This is a genomic window from Paenibacillus tundrae (assembly GCF_030812775.1).
GTDB classification, from domain to species: domain Bacteria; phylum Bacillota; class Bacilli; order Paenibacillales; family Paenibacillaceae; genus Paenibacillus; species Paenibacillus tundrae_A.
This window is the reverse complement of the sequence record NZ_JAUSTI010000004.1, coordinates 1-18,973: the sequence shown is the minus strand read 5'-3', so window position 1 is coordinate 18,973 and position 18,973 is coordinate 1. Positions and strand designations below refer to the sequence as shown.

Here is an 18,973-nt window from a genome sequence, read left to right as displayed (position 1 = left end):
AACTAAACCTTGTATTGTTCATTATTGTATCCAATCAAGCATGGATATTAAAGGATGAAGTTCGCTGCCCTTACCCCAGCTTCTTACGCTCCTTACGTGTTGCCGATAACGGCTCTACATTAATTATTCCTCGATCAGATAGAGCAAGTGCCAGCTTGTAGAAGGCACGGGTTCGAATCTTCGTATACGTATCCTTACTTACAGGAGGGTCGAACACGTGATTATACACTTTATAATCGAACACATCTTCATCTTTCAAATAGCGTTCGCACACAAGCAGACGCTCTTTCTCACTTAGGCGAGAGACAATAAAATCAATGGTATCACAATAGGCTTGGCGTGCTCGCTGGACATCCACATTATAAATTGCTGTCCGAGCCGTCGAATCCCCGGTTACATTCGTTGCACCATGGAAGCGTTCTGCATAGCTCGCAGTCACCATCACTTCTCGTTCTTCAAACGCAATGGTTTTGTATATGCGATACTTCTCCAGCGCAGCTTCAACCGCAGTCTGTGTTTTTCGGCGATCCAATTCGGGTAACAATAATTCCATCATTATTCTCCTCCTTATATACTAAACATTTTGTTTTCTGCACTAGAGCGGCATATAGCTCATGTTCCTTTGTTGCCTTTTGGAATTCGTTCGAGCGTGAATAGACCAAAACGATCGTATTTTAATAGGCATCAGTTATCATTAATTTACAATTTGTTCGTATAGTGTTCGTATTTCTATTCGAGGATACCACTTTCTGGAGATTGGAGTAAACCCTCATTTTGGGTCGTTTTGGGCGAATAATAAAACTCACTCTCTCATTCTCTTTACCTTTTGGCATAATTGTTTCAAATATCTTTACCTAATGGTATATATACGATATAGTACAGATAACGAACGAGTTCCATCCAAGTCGTCTTCTACGAATTAAGGTGTAGACTACGATAGACTAATTGAAGGAGTGGCATGAATTGTGGAGCATGCTTTTGGATCTTACCTCAAACAACTGCGAGAGTTGCAAGGCTATAGTATCAATCAGCTAGCAGATTCCGCAGGAATTAGTAACTCGCAGATTTCACGCATTGAGAATGGGCTGCGCGGTGTTCCCAAACCAGCAACGATTCGAAAATTGGCAGACGCCCTCTCCGTTCCTTACGCAGAGATGATGAAGCAAGCTGGATATATGGAAGAAATGAATACCACAAGGGATGCACTAGTCACACCTGAATGGGCAACCTATAAGGATCGTCGAGACTTTAAGAAAATGCTGGAGGATGAGGATGATCTCATGTTTGATGGCATCCCACTGGATGACGAGGACAAGAAGCGCATTAAAGACGTTCTTACAGGGCTATTCTGGGAAGCTAAACAGATGAACAAACGTAAGAAAACAACCGATCCAGGTGAGAATAAATGAACTATTACAGGGTGAACCAAATTGAAGCAGCGGGTGAGATGATATGGATGACATTGTAACAAAGCTGATTCGAAAACACCGGACAAACTGCCCTTTCAGCATTGCGAGAGCCCTTGGGATACATATTCGTTTCACCAATCTCGGAAAGTCCACCAAAGGGTTGTATTTTCGTAAGCTGCGACGCAGATTTATTGTGATTCACAATGACCTGGCTCCAGAATGGCAACGTTTTGTGTGCGCTCACGAACTGGGGCATGACCGATTGCATAAAGGCATCAACCGTTTCTTTTTAGAGGAGCACTCCTATTTTGCACCTGGCAAGCTGGAAAGACAGGCGAATCTTTTTGCCATTCAGCTCTTAACCTCAGGGGTAACTCCAGAACCCGATGAATCACTTGAAAAATATTGCTTACGCACAGGACTGCCTCGTGAAGTGCAGCATTTTTTTTACTCTAACTAAGAACATACGTTCCTTCGTTGTTAAAATTTATTTTCTTTTTGCATCTATACAATATGATGTCACTTGTAGGTTACCTATTTTTACGTAAATCGCGAGATTTCCGAATCATAGTCTGCTAAAATAGCAAATGAGCTATACACGCTCAAGTAGATTACTATTTTGGGAGGTTTCGGATTCATATGAAAATCTGGAAGAATTACGTTTCACTTCTGCTAACGGTCTGTTTGCTGTTTGGCAGTGTAGGCATGGCTGCGGCTGCGGATACCACTCCGGGCACAGGCAAGCACATTACCATTCTACATACGAATGATACACATGCACGCGCAGTTGAATCCTCACCTGCGATGGGTTTTGCTAAAGTAGCTGGAATTGCGGACAAATACCGTAGCGAAAACCCGAATACCCTCCTGCTTGATGCTGGAGATGCTGTACACGGCACAACGTTTGCCACACTGGTTAACGGTGAGAGCATCGTCAAAGTCATGAACGAAATGGGCTACCAAGCAATCGTACCTGGTAACCATGAGTTCAATTACGGTTCTAAGCGACTGCTTGAGCTTGAGGACATGATGAACTTCCCTATGATTAGCGCTAACGTGAAGAAGAAAGACGGCACTCGTCTATTCGAACCGTACCTCATCCAAGAAGTAGATGGCGTTAAAGTCGGTATTATTGCTCTGTCAACTCCGGAAACGATGTACAAAACGAATCCAAAAAATGTAGAAGGCCTCGATATCACAGATCCAACTGCGGAAGCTAAAGTGCTTGTGAATGAAATTCGCAGCAAAGTAGATGTTGTCGTTGTATTGGGACACCTTGGACAAGATGCATCCAGTACAGATACTAGTCTCAAAGTCGTGAAAGAAGTGCCCGGCATTGATGTATTCATTGATGGTCATAGCCACACTGTACTGCAAGATGGTCTGGTTTCCGATCACGGAACACTGATCGCTAGTGCAGGGGAATATACGAACTACGTAGGGGTTATTGACCTGTGGGTAGATGCTGGTAAAGTAACGAAAAAACAAGCTACATTAATTGATGAAACAGCAGCAAAAGATATTAAACCCAATGAGAAAGTAGCCACTTTGGTGAACTCCATTCAGAAAGAACAAGAACCCATCCTGAAAGAAGAAGTAGCTAACACAGCCGTTCTGCTGGATGGTAAGCGTGAACAAGTTCGTGCAGGGGAAACAAACCTTGGTGACTTGCTTGCAGACGCTATTCGTGACGTAAGTGGTGCAGATATTGCGCTGACAAATGGTGGCGGCATTCGTGCTTCCATTGAAGCAGGCGTTGTAACCAAAGGTGACGTTATTACCGTTCTTCCTTTTGGTAACCAGGTTGTAACGATTGATGTGAAGGGCTCCGATGTTGTGGCTGCTCTTGAAAACGGCGTAGGCTCCTACCCTGAACCGAGTGGTGGGTTCCCACAAGTATCTGGTATCACATTCAGCATTGATCCTTCCCAAGACAAAGGAAGCCGCGTGCATTCCGTGATGGTTGGAGATCAAGCGCTGAACCCAGAAGCTACGTATACACTGGCTACGAATGACTTTACAGCTGTTGGTGGTGACGAATACACGATGTTCGCGAAATACCCAACAACTGGCATGTACGGTGCATTGGATGAAGCATTGATTGAATACATGCAACAACTCGGTGCTGTGAATATCAAAACAGACGGTCGGATCAAAGAAGCTGCATTGCCTGCAGCTGAACCAGAAGCGCCAGTAACAGAAACACCCGCTCCGGTTACACCGAAGCCAGAAACACCAAAACCAGAAGCTCCGTCTAAACCTACACCAAGCAAGCCAGCACCAGCTAAAGTGCATGTTGTTAAATCGGGAGATACCTTGTACTCCATCTCCAAACAATACGGCACAACATGGCAAGCTTTGCAAAAGCTCAACAAAATTAAAAATCCACACTGGATTTATCCAGGTCAATCACTGAAACTGCCAGCCGCTTCTTAAGCTGCATTCCAGAGCAAGAGCGTGCAGACAGGATTAGCGTTGCATGTGAGTGTAACCTAAGCTAGTAAATTGAATAATAGTTTAACAAAGAAAGGGTGTTCCTCTAGCCACTACCGGCTTGAGGAACACCCTTTCTTGTATTTTATTTTGACAGACTCAAGAATTACCTGCTTCATTTTCCAAACTCCGTGCGAAAAACACATCTTCAGCGTTGCACTGGGCAAAAAGCTCCTTCTTCATTTACTACAGCGAACTATAGTAAACATCCCCAAATTTACCATAATCATAGGCTTCCATGTATTTTCGATTGTTCATTCTTGCATTTAGATGTTGCGTATTTGCACAGTCACTCCTAGAAAAACTTCGCTAGTTGCTTCCTTTAACACAAATTTGTTGTATACAGAATACAACAACCAAAAATATAGTGTTTACGGATGACAATATGCAAAATTTTAAATTCTTTTCTATGACTCTAGCCCTCTTTTTCCGGCTTATGGGTGCCATCACAACTGAATTTCAACTTACCGCATAATAACTGGACCTATATCTACGCACACGGTGGCTACAAGATTATAACTGTTCCTTCACAAGTTCTACAGCCTCTTGCGCGGCCATACTGATCCGTTTGGAATCCCCAGATATCGTAAGCACATGTGATCCCAGTTCGACCTGTCCCTCAGCTGCTCCTCTTCCAATGACGATCTGCACAGGTAATCCAATCAGCTCTGCATCCTTGAATTTGACGCCAGGTCGTTCATCTCGATCATCCAATAATACGCTGTATCCGGCGTCCATAAGCTGTTGTTCCAACTCAAGCGTCAGCTTCTGCTGCTGTTCATCCTTCCAACTCAGCGTGATGAGATGTACATCGTAAGGAGCAATAGACGCAGGCCACTGTATACCGTCGTCACCTGCATGTTGTTCAGCTACCGCCGCCATTAAGCGCGATACACCGATACCATAACATCCCATGACAGGTGCGCATTGACGACCGTTACGATCTAAGAACGACGCGCCCATAGCATCACTATACTTCGTTCCTAATTTGAAAATATGCCCTACCTCGATTCCCCTCGTAAACGAAAGCAGTTCTCCGCATGAAGGGCACCCATCACCTTCTGTTGCAAAACGAACGGATTCGACACGGCTCACAGGGAAGCCTCTACCTGGACGCACTCCTGAGAGATGTATATCTACCTCGTTGCTTCCTGTAATCGCTGCCTCCATTCCAGCCACATCCCGATCCACAACTAGAGGTATGTTCAATCCAATGGGACCGAGGAAACCTACTGCCAATTCAGGATGGCCTGCGAGCGCAGCCTCATCAGCTAAATCCAGTTCTTCCACACCTAATAGCTGCTTCAATGCAATATCGTTGACTTCATGATCCCCACGAACAAGTACCGCAACCAACTTATCATCCGCCTGATACACCAATGTTTTGATGATCGCTTCTGACCCAATGTTCAAGAAGGAGCTTAATTCGTCTATCGTACGAATGCCCGGTGTTTCTATTCGAGTCCACGTTGCACCTGAATTAGAATCTGGCTGAAGATCGTGATTTAATTCGGAGCTAGCCAGACTCGTTGTGCCTTTTTCACCTGAAGAATTCATACTGGAAGCTTGGTACTCTGCTTTCTCCAGATTGGCTGCATAGCCACACTTCTCACAGGAGACAATGGTATCCTCACCCACATCAGCAAGTGCCATAAACTCATGCGTTGCCCCTTGTCCCCCAATCGTTCCTGCATCCGCTTCAACGCGCATATAGTTCAAGCCACAGCGCTCCAGAATGCGTGCATACGCCGTATTCATCGCCTGGTACGTCTGGTCTAGCTCTTCCCAATTGGAAGCGAAGGAGTATGCGTCCTTCATCACAAACTCCCGACCACGCAACAAACCAAACCTCGGTCTGCGTTCATCTCTGAATTTCGTTCCGATCTGGTATAACGTGAATGGCAACTTCCGGTAAGAGTTGACCTCATCACGTACCAGTGCAGTCACCACTTCTTCATGAGTTGGCCCAAGAGCAAACTCTCGCGCATGACGATCCTTCAAGCGCATAAGCTCCGGCCCATACTGGTCGTATCTTCCGGACTCTTCCCAGAGCTCGGCAGGCTGCATAATCGGCAACAATACTTCCTGACATCCCGCACGATCCATCTCTTCGCGAACGATGCGCTCAACGTTTAACAGAACACGTCGCCCCATTGGCAGATAGCTATAGATCCCCGATGCTAATTGGCGAATCATGCCGGAGCGCAGCAACCAGCGATGTCCTGCTGCGTCTGCCTCGGCTGGCGCTTCCCGTAATGTAGGGATTAGAATTTCACTTTGTCGCATGTGGATACACCTCTTCTTTTTGTCATTTGACGTACACTATAATCATTGGATAAACAGCAAAAAGACACATCCATCAAGGGACGAATGTGTCGTGGTACCACCCTTATTTAACTGCATGAATTCAGCTTGATTACCTTGCCAGCGTTCTCTTGAACTTGAGCATACTGAATAAGCCAACGCTGCTCGCATCTAAGGACGAGTAGCAGTCATGCAATCCTTCAGAGCATAACGGGCTCATCCGGCGGAAGTTGCAGTCATCGACCTTCTCCTCCGCAGCTAGCAAGGCGGGAATTACGAAGCAGCAACGAAAACCTCACACCATTGGTTCTCTCTCTGTTGAAGCCAACCGTCGTAATCATGTCCTTGTTGATCGCTGTTACCATTTTCGATCACATTAGTTCATTACTCCAAAATTGTCAACCAGGGCGTTCTGATATCTCATTCAAATACCTTACCTGAATGATATTCGACCACATCACGGAGAAGCATGAATGCATCTCCATTCGTGAGCTGGTTTTGGTCTGTAATACCATCTAGCGTAGCATCACTGATCAGATTCTCCCGCTGCAATTCAGCTATAGCTTGCTCAGGCGATATGGATGCTAAGGCAGGCTCGATCATTAGCCATATCATGTATGCAGCCTGATTGAGTGATAGCGGCGTTGAAGCCGGGTTAGTTATATTGGCGATAGCTTCAGTAGCTTGTCCCGGGTAACTGCTCGGGAACATCGCCTGCATCCGCTTTAATTTGCTCAAGAAGCGCTCGGGATTCATAGCAACATCCAAGTCCCATCCATCATTATTATAGTTACCAGAGGTCATGTACATACTTGCGGCAGCTAATAAGCCTCGGTAATCCTTATGCTTCATATAGTCGGGTTGGTCGAATGGTTGCATCGATAAATCCATTCCTTGCTTCTCCAGCATGGTACGTAGTTCGGTTGCACGTTCTTGTGAAGCAGACAGCTCGCGGAACGTTTCTTGATGCAGATCGGCCAGCTTGACCGCTGCTCCAGCAGCTTCCCCTGTTGCCATTCCTAATGGCACAACTCTCGCGCTTCCGTGAGGAATGGTATCATAGCTCGCAGATCGGCCAACAACCAACAGACCATCTACGTTCAACGGAACTAATGCTCGGAAGGGCACGCCATATTGAATCGGACTCATCATAATGGTACCCGGAAGTCCTGCACTTGTGCTCTGGATATCAATATCGTAGGAACCGTAGGCGATAGCATCCCAATGATCCCGATTTTCCATAAGATCCGCGAGCGTCAACCGATATTCGCCATAGATATGGCGTGATTCCCGGACATAAAGTTCATCCGCAGTTCCCTCATACTGAAGACTGGCGAACTCAGGGTAACTTTTTTTCAGATAGTCTACAATTCGTGGAGCCTCTTCCCTACCCACTCGTAATCCCTCCTGCACGGAGGCTGAATCTAACGGATCGACCCCAAAAATCTGCATCGTGTTGATTAGAATCGTATCATCATTCTGTCTACCAATGTTCAGGCTACGAATCTTCACGCGCTCTGGATCGGTAGATTCATAGTTACGCGCATCTCCGTAACCCCAGGCACTCATTTTATCCACACCTGTTCCTTCTCTATCCCTGAACTTCTGCCAAACCTCATCTGTAACACCACTTAGCTTGAAGACGAGGGTGGATACCATCTTAGACTTGCCGTCCCCAATGTCCTGCCGGCCTATGGAGTAAGGCGCTCCAGCAGCGGCGGCGATATCTGCATCTTGGGTCGCATCAATGATTGCACGCGTAGCAATGCGTATAGTCGTCCCTTCCTCCGTCGTGATGCTCATTCCCGTGATGGTCTTCTGCTCATCCGAAGCAGACTCAGTCACAGGTTCCATATGCTTCACATGCATCAACAGATCAATGTTGGGCTCAGAACGAATCATTTGATAGAAAACGTTCGCAGCCGTATTTGTATCAAATGAACTTCCCTCGACCTGATCAAACCATTCCTGAAAAATACCTTTGTTCAAAAAGTCAGCTTGTCGCAAGCTGCTTAACCATTGTGGCTGATCAGGAGAGTAATTCAGATCCAGCGTATTCAGTCCACCCTCTGTCATTAATCCCCCAAGCATCTTCCGATCACGCGCTTCCGTGAGCAACACGGTCATTCCGTTTCGTGCCGCTGATAATGCTGCAGTGATGCCTTCCGGATCGGTTCCGGCGACAATAACATCGTAAGAACCAGCAAGCTCTGTCGTCGATTGCACAGCCTCTAATGGCTGCCAGACATAATTATTGTTAAACTTATAGTTCTTATTCCAGATATAGAACGCCCCATAAGCAGCACTGCATGCAACGATAAATACAGCCGCGACAATAAGCGCTACTCTTCCCTTTTTACTTTTCCCCACCTAACCTAACCCCCATATATAATCTGATGTCATAAAAAAAACATTTCCCAATGGCGTGGGCCATGTCAGGAAATGTTAATTATACATCGATCTTGTATGCTCAAACGGTCTCTCCACTTGAACATGCTTATAACAAAAACTTGGAACTTTCCCCTAACTTTACCCATTATAAAGTTCGCTTTTTCCAATGTAAAGGGTCATGCGCTCTCAAAACGACAGAGTATCTGCCTTCGTATTCTGCACTCCAAACCCATCTTCTCTCAGCTATGAAATGTGTCCTGGTGGCTGACATGTTGGATTCTTACCTGTAAAATAGAGAAATAACAATCCGTTCGTTAATCCGCTATGTTATAACATGTACATTTCACAAAGGAGTTCATCCCATGCCATATATCATTTATGATCTGGAATTTACCGTAAGTCGCAATGCACGATACTCTTCCGAAATTATTGATATCGGTGCAGTAAAAGTCACAGAAGGTGAAAACGGTCTGGTCGTTTCCGACACGTTCCATACCTATGTTCGTCCTTCTAACAAATCGGTACTCTCTACCGATACCATTCAATTCACAGGCATTACTCAGAAAGACATTGATGCAGCCCCGCTTTTTCCGGAAGCGATACGAAACTTCATTGCATGGATGGGTAACGACCCATACTACATGTGCTCATGGGGACCAGATGATCGCAGTAAGCTAATTTCTCATTGCCGGACACACCAGCTCGATGTAGCATGGATCACGAATCATAACGATTTACAGCAGCAATGGTCACGCACTGTACGCAAAGAAGGTAAGTTCCGTCAGCTCGGACTTGCTCAGGCACTTGAACTATGCGGAATTGAATTCGATGGTACGCAGCACAGGGCACTTGATGATGCGATCAACACAGCCAAAGTATTCATTCATCAATTCGAGAGTTTTAATCTTGAGACGAATTGCGCCGCAGATGATGAAGGAATCACTTCCAAGGTGGTCTATTCCAGTAGTATGGATGATGATCACGAGTCACCTTTTGGAAACTTGGCTCATCTCTTTAAGAGCAAAGAATAATTTACACTTGCATGACCGACGCAAGGGATGCTTATTAGGGCAAATCTTAAAACTCCGAAGGAAGCAGATTTTGTCGAATTCCCGTTCCAAGCCAGACCGTTTTCCGCAGGCGTGCCGGGGCACAACAAACGAAACTGACGCAGCAAGAGCCGAAAAGGCAGGGAAAGATGTACCTCAACGAGTTTTGAGACACACCCTAGGTAGGGGCTTGTTTGTAAACTTGCTGCCAGCGATCTAGGCATTCCTTCATTCGGTTTCGATATTCTTTGGGTTCAAGAATTTCTGCATTGGGACCATATTGGGTTAACCATGTTAATAACTCTTGGTCATCACTCAAAATGACTTCGAATAATAGCGTGCCCCCAGGCTCGCTCGTCAGCAGAGGACGTACTAAATATTGTTGCTGCATCACATGCTCTACGGCATTTGGAAAAAATCGGATTTTAAACGCAATCCACTCGGTCGCTTTACCATCCCTTGGGGTTCGGAAATAGTTCTGTAATAGGAAGTCATCTTTGCGGAATGTGCGAGGCAAAATCCGTATGTTCTGTATACGACCCACTTGAAATCTCCTCAGCTTCTCCGATTGATGGCAATAAGCGAGCAGATCAAATCTGTACTCTCGAGGAACTAGACTATACGGATCAATTTGAATGACGATCTTGTTCCCCTCGGTGAGGTACTCTGCTTCAATCGTGTTCTGAGAAATACTAGCTTCAAGAAGGGTGACCAGTGTACTATTCATCATATCGGAATTTTCATTTTGCCAGACGGGTAGCCCAACTTTAAACAACCCACTAATGTGCTCCGACCATTCCACCCGCTCCGTCTTATTTTTCTGACTTGAAGCGATGACCTTCTCATATGCACTCTCAAAAGCTGGCTTCAACAACGGGCGAATATGTTCCATAACCTCAGCCAAATGCATAAAAGCTGCCGCCTCATCATCTGACCAGTTCAGGGGATACATCGCAAATTGGCTGATAAACATATACCCTCGGCCATGTCCCATATTCGCAATCGGAATATGCATTGCACTGAGAGCCTCCATATCACGGTATATCGTTCTTTCCGTTGTCTCACACCGCTCAGCTAGTTCACGAGCCAGAATTCCAGGTTTGGCCTGCACAAGCGTGATAATGCGCATTAATCGGATCAGTCGGTCTGTCATTTTGCCGGATCCTCCACGATGTTGTTTCAATAAATTTGTGACAACTCCATCCATTTTTATGATGATGGACATTGCTTGATTGAACTTATTTACCATTTCTGTTTTTTTGCAATATCCATTATCACATTCATAGTAAATTCGACTTATTTCTTAACTTCACCTTTAAAATCTATGTAGAAACAGTTATTGGTATTACGTTATGAATGGTTCTTTCTCCCTACTCGACTAACATCGCTTTTCCACGAACTGGGTAAGGATTAGCATACGTAATTCCATAGTGATAGCGCAGTTTCTCCACCATTTCGGCCTCTTCATAATAATCCAAATCTTGTTTGCGGGCTGCTTCAATCAGCAGGGCATCCGCATGTCGTCGCAGTAGATTACTTCCTTCTTGTACACGCCCTCTTTCATAAGCTCGTAGAGCTTGTTTAATCAACGGTACTGTCTCACTAAGCTTAATGGTCTTTTCGACCTTCGGATCCTCCGGCTGCCTCAACATACCCAAATGACTCGTATATTGAATGTACAACTGTTCTCTTCGGAGCAAAACTCGCTGGCTCTGTTTCAGTTTGCGTGTACTCCAATAGGCTGAACATACAGAAGCTTTGCCTGATAATCGGGGTCCCATCGCAAATTCGAGTAAGATCTGTTTACTCTCGCCTTTATAGACATCTCCAAGTCGTAGCACCCAACCGATATCTGTCTCTTTGGAGCGGCATCCGTAGATACCCTTAAGCTCAATTCCATATTCCGGTTTGAGCAATAATTCCAAGTCTCTAGACACAATTTTAGGTGCTAACTTCCTGAGTCTTTTGGCAGGGGAACCGTTGCGCCATTCAATCATCATATACACGGGGTCGGCTCCTCCCGTCGGTATGGCCTCTTTGTTCCACGAATAACATACTTCAAAGACTGAGTTCACTACGTCGTCTCCCCCCCGATTTTTATGTATTATCTTCTAAGTTATCAGGGTGAATGGACACTATATTGTCACGGAACATATGTTCGCATATAAAATTTACACAAAAATAATTATAGATGGTTTATCCCTTCTAAATCCGTCTAATTACGACATTAAACGACAAAAAAGCCTGGCAAATCACCATGCTTTTTAAGGGGTTATTCTTGGCAAGACCTAACTCACATTGCCGATGAATTATTTAAAATTCGAGGTATTGATTCATTCCATTCTGTTTCGGCAACGGGCGCGTACGTCACACTATCAATAATTAGTTTTCGTCCAATAGGCTCGCCATTGACTGTAATCATAATTGTTTTGGTTGGTGTTCCACGTTCTGTAGTATGCATAGTTTTCTACTCCTTTTGTATACGATCTTCTTCCAAAATCGGTTATATTATTTCATTATATTTTTCGTCTTTGTGAAGAGTAAGCTCTCGGAACTGGGGTAATATTTATAAGTCAGTCCTGTTCGTGTGCTTCCTTATCGTTCTATTACCCTGACACTTTGTGAACGAAACTAAATATTACTTGCAAAAAATGTGGATAGCCTGAACCCATTGCGCTACTTTTGACGTATAATGTAAGAGCCATGTTTTCATTAAATGAAACAAATAAAGACATAAATCGTCTGACGAATCTACCACATCGAAAGAAGGTGTCATGAATGCCAAAATCGATTCATCATGCTCTAATTCGGGTGTTATTCACCACATGCATTTTGTTTACTGCCTCGTTAGCTTCTACAGTACATGCAGCAAATGCCAATATATTTTCAGATATATATAGCGGATGGGAACGGGTAGCTGAACTTCCAGGAGAAGTGAATGCCCTACAGCAAAGCTATCAAGAGACGTTAAACAAGCTCAATGAAACTTCCGCCCAGTTGGGACAAGCCCAAGCGAACGTCGAAGCCTTCAAAGCCCAGAATGATCAGTTAATCGCACAAAACCAAAAACTGACTGAAATGGTCAGCCAATTGCAAGACGATCAAAATGCCAAAAATACGACTGCCAAACGAATTCAGACGATGATTATTACAATCGTTGCTCTTATATTGGGTTACTTTATTTTGATTCGCCTTATGCGTTTGGGAATGCGTCGCCGCTCAGGCCGAATCTAAAACGAGAATAGGAGCAGCCGCATGCACATACACCTCAATACCGTTGAAGCTGGTGGCGCTGGACAAGTCGTTACATTCTCGCTTGTTCAGGACGACCGGCTTCATATTTTGCATCCACAGCAGATTGTTGCATTTCGCGGCTCTAGTAACAGCCGTAATGATAAGTTTATGAACATTTCAGGCATTGTCCGCAAAAAGAAACTGATTAAATCGGAAATCTCTGGTCCATGCCAGTTTGTAGCTGCACTCCCTCCCGGTTTTACGATGAAAGAGGTCGAGCTGGATGAAGAGAGTGATCTATTATACGACTTCCGACATCTCTTTTTTTACTCCGATGGCGTCACCATGCATACCAAAATTCAGAAAATCAAAAATATGCTCATCACCCAAGATGCGGTCAAAATGAAGTTTTCGGGAAAAGGCAAGATCGGACTGTTAACTCAAGGCCAAGTGTGCCAACAGGAGCTGCACCCCACCGCTCCGCTCTATGTCGACGCGGGCAGCATTATCGCTTACCCTGAGAATGCACACTTGGAACTCACCGTATATGGGAACCATCTGGCGAGCCAGCATATGAACTATCATTGGAAAATGACTGGACACGGCTCGGTTCTATTTCAAGCAGGGCGTGAGAATAGCAGACTGGAACGGGATGTGAACGATGAAGGTCTGTTCAAGCGAATTCTGAAAGAAGTGATCCCCTTCGGAAACGTTTTAATTAAATAATGCATTTCATGACCATACCGTCTGGAGACTTATGCCACTTTATTGAAGTGAGGTAGCCACCAGGCGGTTTCGTGTTATAATGGATCAGACATTTGAAGAAGAAAATCCATGCCGCCTGGCATGGGAGAGGTTCGCGAACTCCCTCTACAAGACTTAGACCTATTGGGTCAGCACAGTCTTGCGTACATTGAATTGAACATGTAGACACCGTGTTATGCACCTGTTGTACAGCAGTTCAATACGTTTGTGTTTATGACACAAACAGCATGTACGTAAAAAACTAAGGACACTGGATTGGAAATTCGCTTTTTTTGAAGCGATTTGCAAGAAGGTGTGTTTTTTGATGGATGTTAGTTCATGGACTTCTCTGTTCTTCCGACACCCTATGCCTAAGTGCATGGCGTGATCTTAAGAAGATGGAGAGGTTTTTTTATGTTGAACGAAGAAAAAGCAGTCGTTGTTTTCAGCGGCGGTCAGGACAGTACAACTTGTTTGTTCTGGGCCAAACAGCAATTTGCTGAGGTTGAGGTGGTTACGTTTGATTACGGACAGCGCCATAAGCTGGAGATTGAATGCGCCTCTGCTATTGCTAAGGATCTCGGTGTGCAGCAGACTGTGCTAGATATGAGCCTGCTCAACCAGCTTGCCCCTAACGCATTAACTCGTAATGATGTAGAAATTACACATAATGAAGGCGAACTGCCCAGCACTTTTGTGGATGGACGTAACCTGCTGTTCCTTAGCTTCGCCGCAATTCTTGCCAAACAAAAAGGCGCACGTCATCTCGTCACAGGTGTATGTGAAACCGATTTTAGTGGATATCCGGATTGCCGCGACTCATTTGTTAAATCAATGAATGTCACGCTTAACCTATCGATGGATTATCCGTTCGTAATTCACACGCCTTTGATGTGGCTGGACAAAGCCCAGACTTGGAAAATGGCAGATGATCTCGGTGCCTTTGAATATGTACGCGAGCGAACACTCACTTGTTATAACGGTGTGATTGGGGATGGCTGCGGAGAATGCCCTGCATGTAAATTGCGCAAAGCCGGATTGGATCAGTATTTGGAGCAACGTACAGCAACTGGTCACACGGGAGTGGATGTGTGATGAGAGAGCCTGGAACATTCCGTATTGTTGAACGTTTGCAACGGATTGACGAGGATATTCTGCCTACACAGTTAAGATATCATCGCAAACGTGTACTGGTCAGCAAGGAGTTTACTTTTGACGCGGCACATCATCTGCACTGTTATGAAGGCAAGTGCAAGAATCTGCACGGTCATACGTATAAAGTTATTTTCGGCATCAGCGGTTATCCGGGTGAAACCGGGCTGACGGTTGATTTTGGACATATTAAGGATATATGGAAAACACAAATCGAAGGTTATCTGGATCATCAGTACCTCAACGAAACACTGCCTCTGATGAACACAACGGCGGAAAATATGGTCGTATGGCTGTTCGAACAGATGGAACACGCGCTTCAGACAGAGCCATATGCGGCTCTCACTGAAGGCGGACGTACGGAGTTTGTAAGACTCTATGAGACACCAACCAGTTATGCCGAAGCAAGACGGGAGTGGATGATTGATGAGTAGCATCCCTAGTCAAGCTACGCGCATTCCTGTCATGGAAATTTTCGGCCCTACCGTTCAGGGGGAGGGTATGGTTATCGGGCAGAAAACGATGTTTGTCCGCACCGCTGGCTGTGATTACCGTTGCTCCTGGTGTGACTCTGCTTTCACCTGGGATGGCACCGGCAAAGATCAGATTCAGAAAATGACACCTGAGCAAGTGTGGGAGGAATTGCGCCTCGTTGGCGGATCACGCTTCTCCCATGTCACCATCTCTGGTGGTAATCCGGCTCTGCTCGCTTCGCTGGATGGCTTAGTTGAGCTATTGCGTGAGCATGACATCCGCACAGCCGTAGAGACGCAAGGATCCCGCTGGCAGCCATGGCTGGCAGACATCGACGAAGTCACCGTCTCGCCTAAGCCACCAAGCTCTGGTATGGATACAGATTGGAACGTGCTGGATGATGTGATCGCGAGGCTTGCCGCAGGTTCCCCAGACCGAAGTCATAGTCTGAAGATCGTCATTTTCGACGAGACAGACCTAAACTATGCCCGGCGTGTGCATGCACGTTATCCGGGAACCGATTTATTTTTGCAGACAGGTAATCCGAATGTGACATCGATGGATACGCCTGACCTTGCAGCCTCCCTGCTCACTCGTTATGAGTGGCTGATTGACCAAGTCAGTGCCTCCGATGATCTGAATAACGTTCGTGTGCTTCCGCAGCTTCATACATTGGTATGGGGGAACAAACGCGGCGTCTAGGAAGTATACTGTGTGCTATGAATTGATAGCGTGCGTAGCATGGGCAGTATGGGTAAAATGGGCGGCATGATGTAATCATGGACTCCGTCTTAATCATCCTATATAAATTGAGTTGTACAGCGAGATTTATCTGTTTAGATATACCGCAAGGCTACGTGCTTTGACGGAAATAAGGAGCGTATTAAACTAATGAGACAACCTGATGAAATGCAAGATATCACGCTACTGGGTAACCAGAACGTAAAATATACATTTGAATACGACCCAGGAATTCTGGAAAACTTCGATAACAAGCATCCGTACCGCGATTATTTTGTTAAATTCAACTGCCCGGAGTTCACTAGCCTGTGTCCTATCACGGGTCAACCGGATTTTGCGACAATCTATATCAGCTACATTCCTGATATCAAAATGGTAGAGAGCAAGTCCCTCAAGCTGTATCTGTTCAGCTTCCGCAATCATGGAGATTTCCACGAGGATTGCGTGAACATCATCATGAACGATCTGATCAAGCTCATGGATCCGCGCTACATTGAGGTATGGGGTAAATTTACACCGCGCGGCGGTATTTCCATCGACCCGTACACCAACTACGGTAAACCGGGAACAAAATATGAGCAAATGGCCGACCACCGTATGATGAATCATGATATGTACCCAGAGACAATTGATAATCGCTAATCGATAACGCACTGGAAGCCGAGCCCTCAATGATTGAGGAGCTCGGCTTTTTTGATTTTTCTGCTTGGCATATCCAGTATCTTGTTCAGTCGCCACGTCTGCGTGCACAAATAGTTACTCCACATTCGGATAGCTCATTCTTCCTTCAGTTGTTTCATCTTCCGAATATAGTGCCGTAACATAAAGACATTAAACATTTGATAAGTGACAAAAAGTACGATCGCAAAAGTCAAAGATTTAGGTGCAACATATATCGCCAAAAAAGTGGCCACGGCCATATAGATAATAGTCATAACTACATTTCGCCTGGCAAGAACATAGGGGCTTAACTGCTTCATATCGATTCATCCTCCCAGCATTTCTGGAATAGTGCCGTTGGATCTGCATTACACTCGACTTCTTAACGTTACCTGAAGCCAAACCCTTTTTGAAGGTAAATAGGATAAAAGGGTACTTTTCTACTATATATAAAGCAGCTCACTATCCCCATATTTTAATCCTTCATCCTTTTCGAGAATAAAGGTAGAAACGGCCTAAACGATTTCTTTGTTCCTCTTGCCCACCTATTAAATCTATCCTATTATGTAACAATATGCTTAAATCACATCAAAGGGCGCTGATCCCTCGTGACCGCGACCAAAGGAGAACATGAACATGTCCATGCAGACCTCTTTACCCAAAGACGCAACAGCAGGGCCTCAGGCATCCTCCGGATTGGATGCTCAACGCACCGTATACCGGATATTAATCGCCATCAGTCTGGTGCATCTATTCAACGATTCCATTCAGTCGGTTATTCCAGCGATCTTCCCGATTCTGAAGGATTCCATGCATCTCACCTACACACAGATTGGCTGGATTTCCTTCGCCATTAATTTCACCGCTTCCATTATGCAGCCTGTCATTGGATGGTTTGCCGATAAGAAGCCAACACCTTCTATTCTACCGATCGGTATGGGCTTTACATTTACAGGGATGCTCCTGTTAGCCTTTGCTGACAGCTATATGGCCGTTCTTATTTCCGTTATTTTTGTCGGGCTTGGCTCGGCTGCCTTTCATCCCGAGGGCTCTAGAGTATCTCATATGGCCGCTGGCGCACGTCGTGGTCTCGCACAATCGATCTTTCAAGTTGGAGGCAATGCAGGACAATCTCTGGCTCCACTGCTCACTCGTTGGATCTTCATTCCGTTTGGTCTCTTCGGTGCTATTGGATTTACAGGTATTGCAGCGGCAGGTATTGCCGTACAGATCTACATTGCACGTTGGTATGGACGGATGCTGAGATCAGGCAGTTATCTACGAAAACAAGCGGCAGCACGCCGAGTACCTAACCCGGCATTACGTAAGAAAATCGCTGCAGCAATTACAATTCTAATCTTGCTTGTTTTTGTCCGCTCCCTATATATCGCAGCTATTGGTAGCTTCTATACCTTTAATCTCATAGAAAGCTTCAACCTTTCTACACCTGATGCACAAATTTACATTTTCCTATTCCTAGCTGCAGGAGCGCTGGGGACTTTCTTCGGGGGGCCACTTGCCGACCGATTCGGCAAACGCAATCTTATTTTCCTATCTATGGCGTGTGCAGCTCCATTAACGCTGTTACTGCCTTACGCTAATCTGTTCTGGACGGGTATATTGTTAACCATCATCGGTTTCATCATGTTATCGAGTTTCTCGGTTACTGTAGTCTACGCACAGATGCTGATCCCGGGTAAAATCGGTACCGTCTCTGGTCTGATCACAGGTCTTGCCTTCGGTATGGGTGGTCTAGGTGCGCTCGTACTGGGCAACTGGATTGATGTGTTCGGTGTATCACCTGTGATGCAGGTGTGCAGCTTCTTGCCATTACTCGGGATATTGACCTTCCTGCTTCCTTCAGATCAACTGCTGAAGCGTTGGGCAGATGAGAACGGTAGCGAAGAGTAAGGAAAGTGCAAAGGGTATGATGCAAACGGGCTGGTGCATGCTTGGACTGTGTGAGGATGCTTGTACGTACTAGTGCTCATTTAAACCTCAAATGAAAGAGTCTGAGCGCTCTGGAGCTCACTTCAACTTGGTAACAGTACCTGAGCCGTACTAGAAATCATTTGTACTGGACGGCTCTGTACGGTTCTGGATGATTCTGGACGCTTCTATTGGTTCTGTACGGATCTGAGCGGTTCTCTGTGGTTCTCTGTGCTCTGAACTGCGCTCGACCTTAATTAGTGGGTTTGATCGTTACTCGATTACGTTAGACAAGGGTTGGACCTATGTCAAGAAAGTAGACACTTACGCGACGGATTTGTCCGTAAATTTCTTCGCAAAACGAGCAGGGGAAAGATAACCTAGCGCACCATG

At 45.4% G+C, this 18,973-nt stretch carries 18 protein-coding genes; 11 read left to right on the top strand and 7 right to left on the bottom strand.

The features are described 5' to 3' along the window. Positions 1-70: 70 nt before the first annotated feature. Positions 71-553, bottom strand: coding sequence for an ArpU family phage packaging/lysis transcriptional regulator (locus J2T19_RS08330; RefSeq protein ID WP_307214639.1), 483 nt, complete (start codon positions 551-553; stop codon positions 71-73). Between the two features lie 409 nt (positions 554-962). Here J2T19_RS08330 and J2T19_RS08325 point away from each other — a divergent pair, with 409 nt between their 5' ends. The 3 genes from J2T19_RS08325 to J2T19_RS08315 all read left to right on the top strand — a co-directional run bounded on the left by J2T19_RS08325 (position 963) and on the right by J2T19_RS08315 (position 3,845). Continuing rightward, positions 963-1,409: a helix-turn-helix domain-containing protein gene (locus J2T19_RS08325; RefSeq protein WP_307215308.1), complete on the top strand. Its 447-nt coding sequence runs from the start codon at positions 963-965 to the stop codon at positions 1,407-1,409. Between the two features lie 43 nt (positions 1,410-1,452). Next, entirely contained in the window at positions 1,453-1,869 is a 417-nt protein-coding gene (locus J2T19_RS08320) for an ImmA/IrrE family metallo-endopeptidase (protein WP_145051096.1), read from the top strand. A 179-nt stretch (positions 1,870-2,048) separates the two neighbouring features. Beyond that, complete coding sequence (locus J2T19_RS08315) at positions 2,049-3,845, top strand: 5'-nucleotidase C-terminal domain-containing protein (RefSeq protein WP_307214636.1); 1,797 nt, start codon at positions 2,049-2,051, stop codon at positions 3,843-3,845. A 570-nt stretch (positions 3,846-4,415) separates the two neighbouring features. Here J2T19_RS08315 and J2T19_RS08310 read toward each other — a convergent pair. The 3 genes from J2T19_RS08310 to J2T19_RS08300 form a co-directional block, all read right to left on the bottom strand. Continuing rightward, complete coding sequence (locus J2T19_RS08310; protein ID WP_307214634.1) at positions 4,416-6,188, bottom strand: proline--tRNA ligase; 1,773 nt, start codon at positions 6,186-6,188, stop codon at positions 4,416-4,418. A 42-nt stretch (positions 6,189-6,230) separates the two neighbouring features. Further along, positions 6,231-6,377 (bottom strand): hypothetical protein, encoded by a 147-nt coding sequence (locus J2T19_RS08305; RefSeq protein ID WP_307214632.1) that lies wholly within the window; start codon positions 6,375-6,377, stop codon positions 6,231-6,233. 249 nt (positions 6,378-6,626) lie between these two features. Then, positions 6,627-8,576: an FAD-dependent oxidoreductase gene (locus tag J2T19_RS08300; protein ID WP_307214630.1), complete on the bottom strand. Its 1,950-nt coding sequence runs from the start codon at positions 8,574-8,576 to the stop codon at positions 6,627-6,629. 383 nt (positions 8,577-8,959) lie between these two features. Between J2T19_RS08300 and J2T19_RS08295 the strand changes: the two genes are divergently transcribed. Continuing rightward, complete coding sequence (locus J2T19_RS08295) at positions 8,960-9,628, top strand: 3'-5' exonuclease (RefSeq protein WP_056694128.1); 669 nt, start codon at positions 8,960-8,962, stop codon at positions 9,626-9,628. Positions 9,629-9,824: 196 nt separating this feature from the next. Here the strand turns inward: J2T19_RS08295 and J2T19_RS08290 are convergent, their stop codons facing one another. The 3 genes from J2T19_RS08290 to J2T19_RS08280 form a co-directional block, all read right to left on the bottom strand. After that, complete coding sequence (locus J2T19_RS08290; RefSeq protein ID WP_307214627.1) at positions 9,825-10,799, bottom strand: helix-turn-helix transcriptional regulator; 975 nt, start codon at positions 10,797-10,799, stop codon at positions 9,825-9,827. A 217-nt stretch (positions 10,800-11,016) separates the two neighbouring features. Continuing rightward, entirely contained in the window at positions 11,017-11,721 is a 705-nt protein-coding gene (locus tag J2T19_RS08285) for a hypothetical protein (RefSeq protein ID WP_307214626.1), read from the bottom strand. Positions 11,722-11,939: 218 nt separating this feature from the next. Next, positions 11,940-12,107 carry a hypothetical protein gene (locus J2T19_RS08280; RefSeq protein WP_307214623.1) on the bottom strand — a complete coding sequence of 56 codons (168 nt, stop codon included), beginning with the start codon at positions 12,105-12,107 and terminating at the stop codon, positions 11,940-11,942. Positions 12,108-12,424: 317 nt separating this feature from the next. Here J2T19_RS08280 and J2T19_RS08275 point away from each other — a divergent pair, with 317 nt between their 5' ends. The 7 genes from J2T19_RS08275 to J2T19_RS08245 all read left to right on the top strand — a co-directional run bounded on the left by J2T19_RS08275 (position 12,425) and on the right by J2T19_RS08245 (position 18,562). After that, positions 12,425-12,880, top strand: coding sequence for a hypothetical protein (locus J2T19_RS08275; RefSeq protein ID WP_307214621.1), 456 nt, complete (start codon positions 12,425-12,427; stop codon positions 12,878-12,880). Positions 12,881-12,901: 21 nt separating this feature from the next. Then, positions 12,902-13,606, top strand: coding sequence for an AIM24 family protein (locus tag J2T19_RS08270; protein ID WP_307214619.1), 705 nt, complete (start codon positions 12,902-12,904; stop codon positions 13,604-13,606). Between the two features lie 435 nt (positions 13,607-14,041). Next, positions 14,042-14,719 carry a 7-cyano-7-deazaguanine synthase QueC gene (gene queC / locus J2T19_RS08265; protein ID WP_307215306.1) on the top strand — a complete coding sequence of 226 codons (678 nt, stop codon included), beginning with the start codon at positions 14,042-14,044 and terminating at the stop codon, positions 14,717-14,719. Continuing rightward, on the top strand, positions 14,719-15,210 hold the full coding sequence (gene queD / locus J2T19_RS08260) for a 6-carboxytetrahydropterin synthase QueD (protein WP_128100640.1): 492 nt from the start codon (positions 14,719-14,721) through the stop codon (positions 15,208-15,210). The genes queC and queD overlap by 1 nt, the downstream gene beginning before the upstream one ends. Further along, positions 15,203-15,952: a 7-carboxy-7-deazaguanine synthase QueE gene (gene queE / locus J2T19_RS08255; protein ID WP_307214616.1), complete on the top strand. Its 750-nt coding sequence runs from the start codon at positions 15,203-15,205 to the stop codon at positions 15,950-15,952. The genes queD and queE overlap by 8 nt, the downstream gene beginning before the upstream one ends. A gap of 189 nt (positions 15,953-16,141) precedes the next feature. After that, complete coding sequence (queF, locus tag J2T19_RS08250) at positions 16,142-16,633, top strand: preQ(1) synthase (RefSeq protein ID WP_128100638.1); 492 nt, start codon at positions 16,142-16,144, stop codon at positions 16,631-16,633. Positions 16,634-17,293: 660 nt separating this feature from the next. Continuing rightward, entirely contained in the window at positions 17,294-18,562 is a 1,269-nt protein-coding gene (locus tag J2T19_RS08245) for an MFS transporter (RefSeq protein ID WP_307215304.1), read from the top strand. Positions 18,563-18,973: the final 411 nt, after the last annotated feature.

Excerpts from the sequence above, each read along its gene's own strand:
- J2T19_RS08330 (WP_307214639.1), bottom strand. The coding sequence starts at position 553 with ATGGAATTATTGTTACCCGAATTGGATCGCCGAAAAACACAGACTGCG.
- J2T19_RS08320 (WP_145051096.1), top strand. The coding sequence starts at position 1,453 with ATGGATGACATTGTAACAAAGCTGATTCGAAAACACCGGACAAACTGC.
- J2T19_RS08315 (WP_307214636.1), top strand. The coding sequence starts at position 2,049 with ATGAAAATCTGGAAGAATTACGTTTCACTTCTGCTAACGGTCTGTTTG.
- J2T19_RS08310 (WP_307214634.1), bottom strand. The coding sequence starts at position 6,188 with ATGCGACAAAGTGAAATTCTAATCCCTACATTACGGGAAGCGCCAGCC.
- J2T19_RS08305 (WP_307214632.1), bottom strand. The coding sequence starts at position 6,377 with ATGCGAGCAGCGTTGGCTTATTCAGTATGCTCAAGTTCAAGAGAACGC.
- J2T19_RS08295 (WP_056694128.1), top strand. The coding sequence starts at position 8,960 with ATGCCATATATCATTTATGATCTGGAATTTACCGTAAGTCGCAATGCA.
- J2T19_RS08290 (WP_307214627.1), bottom strand. The coding sequence starts at position 10,799 with ATGACAGACCGACTGATCCGATTAATGCGCATTATCACGCTTGTGCAG.
- J2T19_RS08280 (WP_307214623.1), bottom strand. The coding sequence starts at position 12,107 with ATGCATACTACAGAACGTGGAACACCAACCAAAACAATTATGATTACA.
- J2T19_RS08275 (WP_307214621.1), top strand. The coding sequence starts at position 12,425 with ATGCCAAAATCGATTCATCATGCTCTAATTCGGGTGTTATTCACCACA.
- J2T19_RS08270 (WP_307214619.1), top strand. The coding sequence starts at position 12,902 with ATGCACATACACCTCAATACCGTTGAAGCTGGTGGCGCTGGACAAGTC.
- queD (WP_128100640.1), top strand. The coding sequence starts at position 14,719 with ATGAGAGAGCCTGGAACATTCCGTATTGTTGAACGTTTGCAACGGATT.
- queE (WP_307214616.1), top strand. The coding sequence starts at position 15,203 with ATGAGTAGCATCCCTAGTCAAGCTACGCGCATTCCTGTCATGGAAATT.
- queF (WP_128100638.1), top strand. The coding sequence starts at position 16,142 with ATGAGACAACCTGATGAAATGCAAGATATCACGCTACTGGGTAACCAG.
- J2T19_RS08245 (WP_307215304.1), top strand. The coding sequence starts at position 17,294 with ATGCAGACCTCTTTACCCAAAGACGCAACAGCAGGGCCTCAGGCATCC.